At 50.4% G+C, this 14,476-nt stretch carries 12 protein-coding genes, 1 rRNA gene and 1 riboswitch (1 of these 14 running past the window's edge); of the genes, 12 read left to right on the forward strand and 1 reads right to left on the reverse strand.

Features of this window, described 5'->3' with window-relative positions:
* The 12 genes from BN1002_RS21310 to purD all read left to right on the forward strand — a co-directional run.
* Positions 1–1,531, forward strand: a 23S ribosomal RNA gene (locus BN1002_RS21310) (it extends 1,406 nt beyond the left edge of the window).
* 298 nt (positions 1,532–1,829) lie between these two features.
* Positions 1,830–1,931: riboswitch (purine riboswitch) on the forward strand.
* 140 nt (positions 1,932–2,071) lie between these two features.
* On the forward strand, positions 2,072–2,560 hold the full coding sequence (purE, locus tag BN1002_RS21315; RefSeq protein ID WP_048828108.1) for a 5-(carboxyamino)imidazole ribonucleotide mutase: 489 nt from the start codon (positions 2,072–2,074) through the stop codon (positions 2,558–2,560).
* Positions 2,547–3,704: a 5-(carboxyamino)imidazole ribonucleotide synthase gene (gene purK / locus BN1002_RS21320; protein ID WP_442853423.1), complete on the forward strand. Its 1,158-nt coding sequence runs from the start codon at positions 2,547–2,549 to the stop codon at positions 3,702–3,704. Before purE ends, purK begins: the two co-directional genes overlap by 14 nt.
* Before the next feature lie 84 nt (positions 3,705–3,788).
* Entirely contained in the window at positions 3,789–4,490 is a 702-nt protein-coding gene (gene purC / locus BN1002_RS21325) for a phosphoribosylaminoimidazolesuccinocarboxamide synthase (protein WP_048827559.1), read from the forward strand.
* A 3-nt stretch (positions 4,491–4,493) separates the two neighbouring features.
* Entirely contained in the window at positions 4,494–4,748 is a 255-nt protein-coding gene (gene purS / locus BN1002_RS21330; protein WP_048827561.1) for a phosphoribosylformylglycinamidine synthase subunit PurS, read from the forward strand.
* On the forward strand, positions 4,745–5,428 hold the full coding sequence (purQ, locus tag BN1002_RS21335) for a phosphoribosylformylglycinamidine synthase subunit PurQ (RefSeq protein ID WP_048827562.1): 684 nt from the start codon (positions 4,745–4,747) through the stop codon (positions 5,426–5,428). Before purS ends, purQ begins: the two co-directional genes overlap by 4 nt.
* Positions 5,412–7,631, forward strand: a complete 2,220-nt coding sequence (gene purL / locus BN1002_RS21340; RefSeq protein ID WP_048827563.1) for a phosphoribosylformylglycinamidine synthase subunit PurL — start codon at positions 5,412–5,414, stop codon at positions 7,629–7,631. Before purQ ends, purL begins: the two co-directional genes overlap by 17 nt.
* Complete coding sequence (purF, locus tag BN1002_RS21345; RefSeq protein ID WP_048828111.1) at positions 7,616–9,028, forward strand: amidophosphoribosyltransferase; 1,413 nt, start codon at positions 7,616–7,618, stop codon at positions 9,026–9,028. The genes purL and purF overlap by 16 nt, the downstream gene beginning before the upstream one ends.
* Before the next feature lie 44 nt (positions 9,029–9,072).
* Complete coding sequence (purM, locus tag BN1002_RS21350) at positions 9,073–10,098, forward strand: phosphoribosylformylglycinamidine cyclo-ligase (protein WP_048827564.1); 1,026 nt, start codon at positions 9,073–9,075, stop codon at positions 10,096–10,098.
* Entirely contained in the window at positions 10,095–10,709 is a 615-nt protein-coding gene (purN, locus tag BN1002_RS21355) for a phosphoribosylglycinamide formyltransferase (RefSeq protein ID WP_048827565.1), read from the forward strand. Before purM ends, purN begins: the two co-directional genes overlap by 4 nt.
* Positions 10,666–12,210 (forward strand): bifunctional phosphoribosylaminoimidazolecarboxamide formyltransferase/IMP cyclohydrolase, encoded by a 1,545-nt coding sequence (purH, locus tag BN1002_RS21360; protein WP_048827566.1) that lies wholly within the window; start codon positions 10,666–10,668, stop codon positions 12,208–12,210. The genes purN and purH overlap by 44 nt, the downstream gene beginning before the upstream one ends.
* 12 nt (positions 12,211–12,222) lie before the next feature.
* Positions 12,223–13,503, forward strand: coding sequence for a phosphoribosylamine--glycine ligase (gene purD, locus BN1002_RS21365; protein WP_048827567.1), 1,281 nt, complete (start codon positions 12,223–12,225; stop codon positions 13,501–13,503).
* Here purD and BN1002_RS21370 read toward each other — a convergent pair.
* Entirely contained in the window at positions 13,474–14,448 is a 975-nt protein-coding gene (locus BN1002_RS21370; protein WP_048827568.1) for a YaaC family protein, read from the reverse strand. The genes purD and BN1002_RS21370 overlap by 30 nt on opposite strands.
* Between the last annotated feature and the right edge of the window lie 28 nt (positions 14,449–14,476).

The following is a 14,476-nucleotide window of genomic DNA, read 5'->3' on the forward strand; positions in this document are numbered from 1 at the left end:
CCGAAAGGCGTAGGCGATGGACAACAGGTTGATATTCCTGTACCACCTCTTCATCGTTTGAGCAATGGGGGGACGCAGGAGGATAGGGTAAGCGCACTATTGGACATGTGCGTCTAAGCAGTTAGGCCGGGAAGTTGGCAAATCCGCTTCCCATATAAGGCTGAGCTGTGACAGCGAGGGAAATTTAGTACCGAAGTTCCTGATTCCACACTGCCAAGAAAAGCCTCTAGCGAGATGAAAGGTGCCCGTACCGCAAACCGACACAGGTAGGCGAGGAGAGAATCCTAAGGTGAGCGAGAGAACTCTCGTTAAGGAACTCGGCAAAATGACCCCGTAACTTCGGGAGAAGGGGTGCTCTTTAGGGTTAATCGCCCTGAAGAGCCGCAGTGAATAGGCCCAGGCGACTGTTTAGCAAAAACACAGGTCTCTGCGAAGCCGCAAGGCGAAGTATAGGGGCTGACGCCTGCCCGGTGCTGGAAGGTTAAGAGGAGGGGTTAGCTCACGCGAAGCTCTGAATCGAAGCCCCAGTAAACGGCGGCCGTAACTATAACGGTCCTAAGGTAGCGAAATTCCTTGTCGGGTAAGTTCCGACCCGCACGAAAGGCGTAACGATCTGGGCACTGTCTCAACGAGAGACTCGGTGAAATTATAGTACCTGTGAAGATGCAGGTTACCCGCGACAGGACGGAAAGACCCCGTGGAGCTTTACTGCAGCCTGATATTGAATTTTGGTACAGCTTGTACAGGATAGGTAGGAGCCTTTGAAGCCGGAGCGCCAGCTTCGGTGGAGGCGTCGGTGGGATACTACCCTGGCTGTATTGAAATTCTAACCCGCACCCCTTACCGGGGTGGGAGACAGTGTCAGGCAGGCAGTTTGACTGGGGCGGTCGCCTCCTAAAATGTAACGGAGGCGCCCAAAGGTTCCCTCAGAATGGTTGGAAATCATTCGCAGAGTGTAAAGGCACAAGGGAGCTTGACTGCGAGACCTACAAGTCGAGCAGGGACGAAAGTCGGGCTTAGTGATCCGGTGGTTCCGCATGGAAGGGCCATCGCTCAACGGATAAAAGCTACCCCGGGGATAACAGGCTTATCTCCCCCAAGAGTCCACATCGACGGGGAGGTTTGGCACCTCGATGTCGGCTCATCGCATCCTGGGGCTGTAGTCGGTCCCAAGGGTTGGGCTGTTCGCCCATTAAAGCGGTACGCGAGCTGGGTTCAGAACGTCGTGAGACAGTTCGGTCCCTATCCGTCGTGGGCGCAGGAAATTTGAGAGGAGCTGTCCTTAGTACGAGAGGACCGGGATGGACGCACCGCTGGTGTACCAGTTGTCTTGCCAAAGGCATCGCTGGGTAGCTATGTGCGGACGGGATAAGTGCTGAAAGCATCTAAGCATGAAGCCCCCCTCAAGATGAGATTTCCCACAGTGTTAAACTGGTAAGATCCCTGAAAGACGATCAGGTTGATAGGTCAGAGGTGGAAGCGCGGCGACGCGTGGAGCTGACTGATACTAATAGATCGAGGACTTAACCATCCCGAACACGGAAGTTAAGCTTCTCAGCGCCGATGGTAGTTGGGGCCTTGCCCCTGTGAGAGTAGGACGCTGCCGGGCCACTCGAAGGCAACCCGAAAGGGTTGTCTTTTTTGGTGTTTAAAGAACCCCCAAGTCAATTTGTGGAATCGATCTTTATTTTGCCTCTCCTACGAACCACTGGAACCGCCCCCCGCTTCAGAAATCATGGCTGTTTCAAAAAGCGAACATTAAGGATTAAAATTATTTTATTGTTCGTTGTTTGTTGACGCGTGCTTTTTTTGTTGTTATGATGGAGGCGACATCGATATAGTTTTACCCTTGTATAATTTTGGGGATATGGCCCATAAGTTTCTACCTGGCGACCGTGAATTGCCGGACTATGAGGGAAAGTAGTGCATGAAGGGGTATGGTGTCTTTATTTTTACATATCTCTGTTTGCAATTATTTGAGGACTTTTTTAAGCCCTGGCTGACTGCTTTCTCTTGTAGGAGAAGCTTTTGGCCTGGGCTTTTTATTTTGCTTTTGAGGATGGTGGGGATTATGGAAGTGAAGGTTGCAGTTATTATGGGCAGCAAGTCGGATTGGGAGACGATGAAGCATGCGTGTTGTGTGCTTGAAGAGCTTGGCGTTCCATTTGAAAAAAAGGTCGTTTCCGCTCACCGGACCCCTGACTTGATGTTCAGCTTCGCGGAAGGAGCGCGGGCACGGGGACTTGAAGTGATTATTGCCGGGGCAGGCGGTGCGGCACATTTACCAGGGATGGTAGCGGCAAAAACCATTGTTCCAGTTATCGGCGTTCCAATCAAGTCAAGAGCGCTGAATGGATTGGATTCACTGTTATCCATTGTCCAAATGCCTGCTGGCGTACCTGTAGCGACAATGTCTATCGGAGAAAGCGGAGCAAAAAATGCCGGATTGCTTGCTGCCCAAATCCTTGCCCTAAAAGATCCGGCGCTAGCTGAAAAAATTGAAGAGATGAGAAAAGCAGCCGGTGAAGCGGCGGAAGAAAGCAGTGATCAGCTTGTCTAGAAAGGTTATTTTGCCGGGTGCGACAATTGGCATCATTGGAGGCGGACAGCTTGGAAGGATGATGGCACTCTCCGCAAAGGCGATGGGTTACAGGATTGCAGTCTTGGATCCCAATCCTGATTCACCGTGCGGCCAGATCGCCGACGAAAAGATGATTGCTCCCTACGATAGCGTCGAGGCAATTGCACAGCTTGCGGAACGTAGTGATGTGATTACATACGAATTTGAAAATATTGATGTACAGGCGCTTGAAGAAGCTTCTAAAATCAGCTGGGTTCCCCAGGGAACGAAACTGCTTAAGATTGCCAGGAACCGAATCACTGAAAAAAAGGCAATCACTGAAGCTGGGCTTCCAGTTGCTCCCTACATGCCTGTAATGACAGATAAAGAGTTAAATGTCGCCATAAAAGAACTTGGCTATCCTTGTGTCATTAAGACAACAACAGGGGGATATGACGGAAAAGGCCAGGTAGTTGTAAAAGATGAGGGCGACCTCCTAAAAGCTGTTGAACTTCTCAGGCAGGGACCGTGTGTGATGGAGAAATGGCTTTCATTTTCAAAGGAAATCTCGGTTATCACAGCCAGGAACACCGCTGGGGAAAGTGCAGTCTTCCCGGTTACTGAAAATATTCATAAAAACAATATCCTTCATGAGACAATCGTGCCGGCAAGAATCAATTCAAAGTCGGAAAAAAAGGCGGCGGAACTGGCTGTCCAGCTTGCGGATTCACTCGGGCTGGTGGGCACGATCGCGGTTGAGATGTTCCTGATGGAGGATGGCTCGATTTTTATCAATGAAATTGCACCCAGGCCCCATAACTCGGGCCACTATACAATTGAAGCGTGTGAAACATCCCAGTTTGCCCAGCACATCCGGGCAGTTTGCAACCTGCCGCTTGGCAATACAACTTTGCTGAAGCCGGCCGTCATGGTAAATGTTCTCGGGGAACATCAGGAAATGCTGTTAATGGCGGCGCCAGAACTGCGCAATTGGAATATTCATCTTTACGGCAAAAATGAGGTGAAGCCGGGCCGCAAAATGGGGCATGCGACATTGCTCCGTGATTCTGTTGAAGCGGCACTTCAAGAAATTGAAACCGTCGGAATATGGTCAGAAAGGCGAAAAGCGACAATCAGCGGTTGAGAAAGATAGAACTGATTGGTAAGTAATACATTTTTGCGTACCGAAAGTTAAGCCACAATTAACCATGGAGAGGAGACAGGACAGATGGGTGAGCTTTTGTATGAAGGGAAGGCGAAAAAGATTTACAGCACGGATGAAGAGCAGGTCGTGCTGGTGGAATACAAAGATTCAGCCACAGCGTTCAACGGGGAAATGAAGGCGGAAATCGTAGGTAAGGGACGGCTCAATAATGAAATCAGTTCTCTGCTTTTCGCAAATCTGCATGAAGCAGGTATCGAGTCGCATTTTATTAAAAAGATTTCCCCAGTCTCGCAGCTTGTAAAAAAAGTGGCGATTATCCCCCTTGAAGTAGTCGTCCGCAATATTACTGCTGGCAGCATGGCCAAGCGGCTTGGACTGGAGGAAGGCCGGCCACTGAAAAAGCCGATTGTCGAGTTTTACTTGAAGGATGACAGCCTTGGCGACCCGCTCATTACGGAAGACCATGTCCTCGAACTTGAGGCAGCAACTCTTGGCGAAATAGAAATTTTGAAAGAAAAGGCTCTTGCCGTAAATGCCTTTTTAACTCCATTTTTCACTGAACTTGGCGTTCAGTTGGTCGATTCTAAGCTTGAGTTTGGCAAAGATGCATTGGGGAGAATCATTCTGGCGGATGAAATATCTCCCGATACGTGCCGCCTTTGGGACATGGAGACGAATGAGAAGCTTGATAAAGATGTATTCAGAAGGAATCTTGGCAGCATTACTGAAGCGTACGAAAAAATACTAGTCCGATTGGGAGGCTGAATCATGGTTAAAGTGAAAGTATTTGTCACGTTGAAGGAAAGTGTTCTGGATCCGCAAGGGAAGGCTGTATCAAACGCGCTTCATTCACTGGGGTATGAAGAGGTGACGGATGTACGAATTGGCAAGTATATGGAGCTTTTCATTGAGCCGGCAGGAAGGGACATTGAAACGGTTGTCCGCGAGGCGTGTGAAAAACTGCTTTCCAATCCTGTCATTGAAGATTACCGCTATGAAATCGAGGAGGCTGTCATCCTATGAAATTCGCAGTAATTGTCTTTCCAGGTTCGAATTGTGACGCGGATATGCTTCATGCTATCAATGATGAGCTTGGTGCCGAAGCGGAATATGTCTGGCATACCGAATCAAGTCTTGAAGGCTACGATGGGATTCTTTTGCCGGGGGGATTTTCATACGGCGACTATCTGCGCTGCGGGGCGATTGCCCGGTTCAGTGCGGTCATGGCGGAAATCATCCGGGCAGCGGAAGCAGGAAAACCAATCCTTGGTGTCTGCAATGGGTTCCAAATCTTGCTTGAGGCTGGGCTCCTCCCTGGTGCGCTTAGAAGGAATGACAGCTTAAAATTCATCTGCTCGCCAGCCAAAATCAAGGTCGAAAACAACCGGACGATGTTTACGGGCGGTTACGGGGCAGGCCAGGTGCTGTCAATCCCAGTTGCCCACGGGGAAGGCAATTATTTTTGCGATGAGGAAACGCTTGCGAAACTAAAAGCAAACGGGCAAATTGTTTTTACATATAAAGAAAATATCAATGGAAGCCTTGAAAATATCGCAGGCATCGTCAATGAACAAGGGAATGTCCTTGGCATGATGCCGCATCCGGAGAGGGCTGTCAATACCCTGCTCGGAAGTGCCGATGGACTGGCGCTGTTCCAATCAATTGTGAAGCATTGGAGGGAATCACATGTTGTTAAAGCTTGAGCCGTCTCCAGAACAAATCAAGTCAGAAGGTTTATACAAGCAAATGGGGCTTTCAGATGAAGAGTTTACGAGAATTGAAGAAATTCTTGGGCGCCTCCCGAATTATACGGAAACTGGGTTGTTTTCGGTCATGTGGTCCGAGCATTGCTCTTACAAGAATTCTAAGCCGATTCTGAAAAGGTTCCCGACGAAAGGCGAACGCGTCCTTCAGGGTCCGGGTGAAGGAGCGGGAGTCGTTGATATTGGCGACGGCCATGCAGTTGTGTTCAAAATTGAAAGCCACAATCATCCGTCCGCCATTGAACCATACCAGGGCGCCGCGACTGGAGTGGGCGGCATCATCCGAGATATTTTCTCGATGGGCGCAAGGCCTGTGGCCCTATTGAACTCGTTGCGGTTTGGGGAACTAGATTCATCGCCGCGCGTCCGTTATCTTTTCAAGGAAGTCGTCTCCGGGATTGCCGGATATGGAAATTGCATAGGCATCCCGACGGTTGGCGGGGAGATTCAATTTGATGCTTCTTATGATGGCAACCCGATTGTCAATGCGATGTGTGTCGGTCTCATCAACCATGAGGACATGAAAAAGGGGCTCGCCAGCGGCGTGGGGAACACAGTCATGTATGTTGGAGCGAAGACAGGCCGGGATGGTATCCACGGGGCGACATTCGCTTCCGAGGAATTGACCGATGAGTCTGAGGAGAACCGCCCGGCAGTCCAGGTTGGCGACCCGTTCATGGAAAAGCTTTTGCTTGAGGCATGCCTGGAACTTATAAAATCGGATGCCCTTGTCGGCATTCAGGATATGGGTGCTGCCGGGTTGACGAGCTCGAGTGCCGAAATGGCAAGTAAAGCGGGCTTCGGGATTGAAATGGATCTCGACCTAGTCCCGCAAAGGGAAACTGGGATGACGGCGTATGAAATGATGCTGTCCGAATCCCAGGAACGGATGCTCATTGTCGTCAAAAAGGGCCGTGAGCAGGAAATTATCGAGCTTTTTTCAAAATATGAACTTGAAGCCGTTGCGATTGGCACGGTTACAGAAGATAAAAAACTCCGACTGATACACCAGGGAGAAGTGGCGGCGGACGTACCGGTCGATGCGCTTGCCCTTGATGCGCCCGTTTACCATAAACTGTCGGCGGAACCGGACTATTTCCGCCAGTTTCAGGCGATGGGGAACCCGGTGCCGGAAGTGGCGGATTTTACAGAGACACTCATAAGCCTCTTAAAGCAGCCGACCATTGCTTCAAAGGAATGGGTGTACAATCAATACGATTATATGGTCAGGACAAGTACGGTTGTCGCCCCGGGTTCCGATGCGGCAGTGATTCGGATCCGCGGCACAAAAAAGGCACTGGCGATGACAACAGACTGCAATTCGCGTTACTTGTATCTTGACCCCGAAACCGGCGGGAAAATCGCCGTGGCGGAAGCGGCCAGGAATGTCATTTGTTCAGGGGCTGAGCCGCTTGCGATCACTGATAACCTCAATTTCGGCAGCCCGGAAAAACCGGATATCTTCTGGCAGATGGAAAAGGCCGCAGATGGAATCAGTGAGGCATGCCGCGTACTGAATGCCCCGGTCATCGGAGGGAACGTCTCGCTTTATAATGAAACAAACGGCAAGGCGATTTACCCGACGCCGGTCATCGGCATGGTTGGACTCATCACTGATACAAGCCACATTACAACCCAGGAATTTAAACAAGCCAGTGACCTGATTTATTTGCTTGGTGAAACAAAGGATGAGTTCGGAGGTTCTGAATTGCAGAAGCTTATCCATGGCGATATTTTTGGCAAAAGCCCCGCTCTTAATCTTGAAACGGAAGCGAAACATCAGGCAGCTGTTCTTGAAGCGATCCGCTTCGGGCTTGTCCAGTCGGCGCATGACCTTTCCGAAGGCGGCCTTGCGGTTGCCCTTGCCGAATGTGCGATTGGCTCTAAAGGGCTTGGCGCAGCAGTTGATCTGGAGGGAAATCCAGTTTCGACCTTATTCAGTGAATCGCAGTCCCGCTTCCTTTTGACCGTAAAAAAGGAAAACAGCGGCATTTTCGAGTCCATGACTGGAGCCCGTTTGATTGGCGTTGTCACGGAAGAACCGGCCCTTAAAGTTAGGATTAATGGAGAAACCATTATCGATGAAAAAATTGAGAAGCTGGAATCCGCCTGGAGAGGAGCCATTCCATGCTTGCTGAACTAAGGGGACTGAACGAGGAATGCGGGATTTTTGCCGTCTGGGGACATGAAGATGCGGCGAAAATTACGTATTACGGCCTCCATAGCCTGCAGCACAGGGGCCAGGAAGGCACAGGAATCATTACTTCGGACGGCTTGGAATTAGCCGGGCATAAAGGGGAAGGGCTCGTTGCCGAAATCTTCACTGAGCAGGTTTTGGCAGGCTTGAAGGGACACGCGGCCATCGGGCATGTCCGGTATGCAACAGCGGGCGGGGGCGGATATGAAAATGTCCAGCCCCTTCTCTTCCACTCCCAGTCCGGGAGCATGGCGCTCGCCCATAACGGAAACCTCGTCAATGCCAACCTGATTAAATCAATTCTAGAGCAGCAGGGCAGCATCTTTCAGACGAGTTCGGATACAGAGGTTCTGGCCCACCTGATCAGGAGGAACAGTGAGTGGGTTTTGAAGGATCGTGTCAAAAATGCCCTCAAGCAAATAGAAGGGGCGTTCGCTTACGTTCTTTTGACAGAAAAAGAGCTGATTATCGCCCTTGACCCGCAAGGCTTGAGGCCGCTATCGCTCGGAAAAATCGGAGACGCTTATGTAGCCGCCTCAGAAACATGCGCCTTTGATGCAATCGGGGCGCGGTTTATCCGGGACATTTTGCCGGGGGAACTGCTGGTGATCAATGAGCATGGCCTGCATACCGAGTTTTTTGCTGAAAGCAGAGATGAAGCGATTTGTACGATGGAATATATTTATTTCTCGCGCCCTGACAGCAACCTGCAGGGAATCAATGTCCATTCGGCGAGGAAGAATCTCGGCAAGCGGCTGGCGCTGGAAGCGGGAATCGAAGCCGATGTCGTCACGGCGGTTCCTGATTCGGGTGTTTCGACAGCTATCGGGTATGCGGAGGCATCAGGTATTCCGTATGAATTGGGGTTGATTAAAAACCGGTATGTCGGCCGGACATTCATCCAGCCGTCCCAGGAGCTGAGGGAGCAGGGGGTTAAAATGAAGCTTTCTCCGGTCAGGGGAGTAGTTGAAGGGAAGCGGGTCATCATGGTCGATGATTCGATCGTGCGCGGTACGACGAGCAAGAGAATTGTCACGATGCTGAAGGAAGCGGGAGCCTCAGAGGTGCATGTAGCCATCAGTTCCCCGCCGATTACACATCCCTGCTTTTACGGGATTGATACATCAACGAAGGAAGAATTGATTGCCCATCGGCATTCAGTTGAGGAAATCCGCAAGCTGATCGGGGCGGATTCGCTCACCTTCCTCAGTACGGAAGGCATGGTCGAAGCAATCGGACGGAAAAATGCGGGGAGAAACTGCGGACAATGTCTCGCCTGCTTTACAGGCGAATATCCGACTGAACTGTACCCTGATACACTCCAATACTATTATCAAAAATAACTTCCGGAGAAGCCGGGGGATTCTGAAGAAAAAGGGAGGCCGCCATGTCACAAGCGTATAAAGACGCTGGCGTCAATATTGAGGCCGGCTATGAAGCGGTGGAAAAGATGAAACGGCACGTCAAAAAAACAATACGTCCCGGAGTTATTGGAGGCCTTGGCGGATTCGGGGCGATGTTTGACCTATCAGCCCTAAATTTAAAGGAGCCTGTCCTTGTATCGGGAACGGATGGAGTCGGGACAAAGCTGATGATTGCATTCAGGATGGGCCGGCATGACACAATCGGGATTGATGCTGTAGCCATGTGCGTGAATGATATCGTCGTCCAGGGTGCGGAGCCGCTTTATTTTCTAGATTATATCGGCTGCGGAAAGGCCGACCCCGCCAGGATTGAAGCGATTGTAAAAGGGGTTGCTGATGGCTGCGGACTGGCCGGCTGCGCACTCATAGGAGGCGAGACTGCTGAAATGCCAGGGATGTATGAACCGGAGGAATATGATCTGGCGGGTTTTGCGGTTGGTGCCTGCGAAAAATCGGAGCTGATAGATGGTAGCGACATTCGCGAGGGAGATGTGCTAATTGGCCTTGAGTCGAGCGGCCTTCATAGCAATGGCTTTTCACTGGCGAGGAAGGTGTTTTTTGAAAAAGCGGGCTTGGAAGTCGACGATTACGTGAATGAACTCGGCTGTACTTTGGGCGAGGAACTGCTGAAGCCGACGAAAATCTATGTGAAGCCGATTCTGTCAGCCTTAAAAAAATTCCCCATCAAAGGAATGTCCCATATTACCGGCGGAGGGTTTCATGAAAATATTCCGAGGATGCTTCCTGAAGGGCTTGGAGCGGATATTTCAGCGGGAAGCTGGGAAATGGCGGCTGTTTTCCCGCTGCTCGAACGGCTGGGCGGATTACAGAGGGAAGAAATGTACCATGTTTTTAATATGGGCATCGGTATGGTGATCGCAATTGAGGAAGCTTTTGCAGAGGGGATGATCAGCCATCTCGAAGAATGCGGGGAGCGTGCTTCGATTATTGGCCGGGTGACTGGGGAGAAAGGGATTCGGATTTCATGAGAAAAATAGCGGTGTTTGCATCCGGAAACGGCAGCAATTTTCAAGCAATCATTGATGCGGTGAAGACGGGGCTGTTTGAGGCGGACATCCGCCTGCTCATTTGCGACCGCCCCGCTGCTTATGCGGTTGAGCGCGCCAAATCAGCGGGTATAGAAACATTTTTATTCAATCCGAAGGACTATCCTAATAAGGAATCATTCGAAAAGGTGATTGCCGGGAAGCTCGCCGACGCCGAAGTGGAATGGCTTGTCCTGGCCGGCTATATGAGATTGATCGGACCGGTTCTTCTTTCTTCTTATGGAGGCAGAATTGTCAATATCCATCCTTCGCTGCTTCCGGCCTTTCCCGGAAAGGATGCGATCGGCCAGGCGCTTGCCGCCGGCGCGGACAGAACGGGTGTCACAGTCCATTTTGTCGATGAGGGGATGGATACCGGCCCGGCCATTGCCCAGGCCGAAGTTCCAATTCATGAAGGAGACACTGCAGATAGCCTACAGGCAAGAATTCAGGAAGTCGAGCACAGCCTCTACCCATCAGTGCTCCGGTCTTTACTAAACAATCAGGGGGATGAAAATCGTGCAAAAGCGGGCACTGGTTTCCGTTTCAGATAAAAAAGGCATTACATCATTCGCAGCCGAGCTTGCCGAGCTAGGCTATGAACTTATTTCTACAGGGGGAACGAAGCGGGCACTCGAGAGTGCGGGCATACCGGTAACCGGCGTCAGTGATATTACCGGATTTCCGGAAATTCTTGAAGGCCGGGTAAAAACGCTGAATCCAAAAATCCACGGAGGCCTGTTGGCAAAATTGAATGACCCTTCTCACAGACAGCAGCTTGAAGAGCATGGGATCAAGCCGATCAGCATTGTATGCGTCAACCTCTACCCCTTCCGTGAAACAATTTCAAAACCGGATACAGCGGTGGAGGAAGCGATTGAAAATATTGATATTGGCGGTCCGTCCATGCTCAGGGCAGCGGCGAAAAATCATCAGGATGTTACTGTCGTAACGGATCCGGAAGATTACAGGGAAGTGCTGCGACAATTGAAGGAAAAAGGCGAGGTGGATGGCGGGACGAGGCGCAGGCTCGCCGCGAAAGTTTTCCGTCATACAGCAGCCTATGACGCGCTCATCGCATCCTACTTGACCGGGCTGTCCGGTGAAGAGTTCCCGGAAAGCCTGACCGTTACATTTGATTTGAAGGAAAAACTCCGTTACGGGGAAAATCCCCATCAGCAAGCGGCGTTTTACAAAAATCCACTTGGCGGGAAAGAGTCGATTGCCGGAGCGGACCAGCTTCACGGTAAAGCACTCTCTTATAATAATCTCAATGATGCTAATGCGGCTCTCGAGATTGCCAGGGAATTTTCCGAACCTGCCGCCGTTGCAGTCAAGCATATGAACCCGTGCGGTGTCGGGACGGGTGAAACGATTTTCGAAGCCTATTCGAAAGCCTATGAAGCCGATCCGGTTTCCATTTTTGGCGGGATTGTCGCCTTCAATGGCGAGGTTGACGGCGAGACAGCGGCAAAGCTCCATGAAATTTTTCTGGAGATTATTATTGCGCCTTCTTTCAGCGAAGAAGCCCTTGAGATTTTGCAAAAGAAAAAGAATCTTCGCTTGTTAACCGTTTCGGCGGAGGAAAAAGGGAATCCGGAAAAAAAGCTCGTTTCCATAAAAGGCGGCTTGCTCATTCAGGATGAGGATACAAATAGTCTCAAGGAAGCAGCAGTAACCATCCCAACAAAGCGGCAGCCGACAGTAGCTGAATGGAAGGCACTGAAGCTTGGCTGGAAGGTTGTCAAACATGTAAAATCCAATGCGATTGTGATTGCAAATGCGGAAAAGACGGTCGGGATCGGCGCCGGGCAAATGAACCGGATCGGAGCGGCGAACATCGCGCTTTTGCAGGCAGGGGAAGCGGCAATAGGAGCGGCCATGGCATCGGATGCGTTTTTCCCGATGGACGATACCGTTGAGGCCGCGGCCAAAGCGGGCATTACCGCCATTATCCAGCCGGGCGGCTCTATCCGGGACGAAGACTCTATTAAAAAGGCGGATGAATACGGAATTGCAATGGTATTTACAGGGATACGCCATTTTAAACACTGAGGGGGAATCACGATGGATGTACTGGTGATTGGCAGGGGCGGACGAGAACATGCGATTTGCCGGAAACTGAAAGAAAGTTCTTTAGTGGAAACTGTTTACGTAGCGCCGGGAAATCCAGGCATGGAGGATGTTGCTGACATACTCCCCTATGAAGAAACAGATTACGAAAATCTGATTGCTTTTGCAAAATGGAAGGACATCGGGCTGACCATTATCGGACCTGAATTTCCACTACTTTCGGGACTCGCCGACAGGTTCAGGGAAGCGGGATTAAAAGTATTCGGGCCTGGCAGCAGGGCAGCCCTCATTGAAGGAAGCAAGGCATTTGCGAAGGACTTTATGAAAAAAAACGCCATCCCGACAGCATCCTATGAGGTTTTCGACACATTTGAAGAAGCAAAGCAATATATAGATAGGGTCGGCGTCCCAATCGTTATAAAAGCCGATGGGCTCGCGGCGGGGAAGGGTGTTACGGTCGCGTTTACGATGGAAGAGGCTGTCTCGGCCATTGATGAAATGCTCGTTGGCCGGAAATTCGGGGATTCTTCTTCTACGGTTGTGATTGAAGAGTTTCTTGAGGGCGAGGAATTTTCCTTAATGGCATTTGTCAATGGGGAAGTGGTTGTCCCGCTTGAAATTGCTCAGGATCATAAACGCGCCTTTGACGGCGACCTTGGGCCGAACACGGGCGGGATGGGGGCATATTCGCCTGTTCCCCAAATTCCGGACAGTGCGGTCAGCACCGCGGTTGACACGATCGTCAAACCGGCTGCCAAAGCGCTTGCCGCGGAGGGAAGGAGCTTCTGCGGTGTCCTCTATGCGGGCCTGATTCTTACAGAACAGGGGCCAAAGGTCATTGAATTCAATGCCAGATTTGGGGATCCTGAAACCCAGGTGGTCCTTCCAAGATTACAATCCGACCTGGCGGAAACCATCCTTGAAGTTCTGGAAGGAAAGTCACCTGAATTGGTATGGGATTGTTCCTTCGCATTAGGAGTCGTTGCCGCGGCCAAGGGTTACCCGGAATGTCCTGAACGAGGAGCGCATATCGGCGGACTAGAAGAGGTAAGCAACGAGATACAGCTTTATCATGCCGGAACGAAAAAAGACAAACTTGGCCGGTACTATGTGGACGGCGGAAGGGTTTTACTCGCTTGTGCCAAAGGTGCAACAATTGAAGCGGCAAGGGAAAAGGTCTATGCCGATTTAGGCAAAATATCCTCGACCGGCCTTTTTTACCGGATGGATATTGGGGCAAGAGCGTTAAAGACTGCCCTGCCCCTTCAAGCCTGAGGTGAGATGGCAGTAGATTAAGAAAGGGCTTTTTTCCTGGGTGATGTTTAAAAAAGACTGGATGAACGGATAGTCTCGGGTCGGCATCATTTTTACTGCCTCTCCCCACCACTCGGTCTCGTATCTCGCAATCATGCTGAGATTGTATAAAAGTAAATAATGCGCCATCAGTTCCGGAAATTGGGACCGATGGCTTTTCTTTAACGACATCGCGAATCTTTTCTGAGTTAAATCTGCTTTAAGGAAGGTGGGCCGATTTTGCAAAAAAGGCACCGGGTCTTCGGCTAGCTTTGCGACTCCGTCTTTCATTCCCTCCAATTCAATTCCGGATTGGCTCAAAAAATACTCGCGTAACCTATTTTCTGTCATATGAAAGCAGTCAAGAGCTTTTTCAGGAACAAACCAGTTCCCATCCTTTTCAAGGAGCGGCAGAAAATTGGCCCGTCCATTCAGCTGTAAAAAAAGGCTGTCCAATTCAGGCACCATCCGCAACAAGGCGTCCATGGTTACTTTGTCGCCTTCAACCTGTTTCATGTGAAACAATTTTTCAGATAAATGAGGGAAAAGGCCGTTTTTCTGAATCTTTACTTCATCGTGAAAAAATTGATACTGTTGTTTTTTACGCTTCCTGGCTGATACTCCGTGAGCAAGGACCGCTGTTGTTTCAGGATAGTACGGATCCTCTGTCAGAATACAGGCTTTAACTAGATGGACCAGGCCATAAAACAGGAGAATCGGCTGCAGGACAATAGGGGCCTGCCGGGCTTGTGCATAATAAATACCGCCATGCTCAAGATAGTAGAGGAAGGAATAGCAATTTTCGTAGCTTCTTTTGCCGGGATCCGGACAGCCTAGTTTTTCATACCGCTTGTGCAGGTAGGATTGAACATATTCCGCCGAAAAAAAGAATGAAAAGCTCTCCCAGCCCCGATAGCCATACCACATAAAAACAACCGCCCTTTTTTCCAAAAAT

The sequence above is a fragment of the Bacillus sp. B-jedd genome, assembly GCF_000821085.1.
Taxonomy (GTDB): domain Bacteria; phylum Bacillota; class Bacilli; order Bacillales; family Cytobacillaceae; genus Bacillus_D.

Excerpts from the sequence above, each read along its gene's own strand:
- purE (WP_048828108.1), top strand. The coding sequence starts at position 2,072 with ATGGAAGTGAAGGTTGCAGTTATTATGGGCAGCAAGTCGGATTGGGAG.
- purC (WP_048827559.1), top strand. The coding sequence starts at position 3,789 with ATGGGTGAGCTTTTGTATGAAGGGAAGGCGAAAAAGATTTACAGCACG.
- purS (WP_048827561.1), top strand. The coding sequence starts at position 4,494 with ATGGTTAAAGTGAAAGTATTTGTCACGTTGAAGGAAAGTGTTCTGGAT.
- purQ (WP_048827562.1), top strand. The coding sequence starts at position 4,745 with ATGAAATTCGCAGTAATTGTCTTTCCAGGTTCGAATTGTGACGCGGAT.
- purL (WP_048827563.1), top strand. The coding sequence starts at position 5,412 with ATGTTGTTAAAGCTTGAGCCGTCTCCAGAACAAATCAAGTCAGAAGGT.
- purF (WP_048828111.1), top strand. The coding sequence starts at position 7,616 with ATGCTTGCTGAACTAAGGGGACTGAACGAGGAATGCGGGATTTTTGCC.
- purM (WP_048827564.1), top strand. The coding sequence starts at position 9,073 with ATGTCACAAGCGTATAAAGACGCTGGCGTCAATATTGAGGCCGGCTAT.
- purN (WP_048827565.1), top strand. The coding sequence starts at position 10,095 with ATGAGAAAAATAGCGGTGTTTGCATCCGGAAACGGCAGCAATTTTCAA.
- purH (WP_048827566.1), top strand. The coding sequence starts at position 10,666 with ATGAAAATCGTGCAAAAGCGGGCACTGGTTTCCGTTTCAGATAAAAAA.
- purD (WP_048827567.1), top strand. The coding sequence starts at position 12,223 with ATGGATGTACTGGTGATTGGCAGGGGCGGACGAGAACATGCGATTTGC.
- BN1002_RS21370 (WP_048827568.1), bottom strand. The coding sequence starts at position 14,448 with ATGTGGTATGGCTATCGGGGCTGGGAGAGCTTTTCATTCTTTTTTTCG.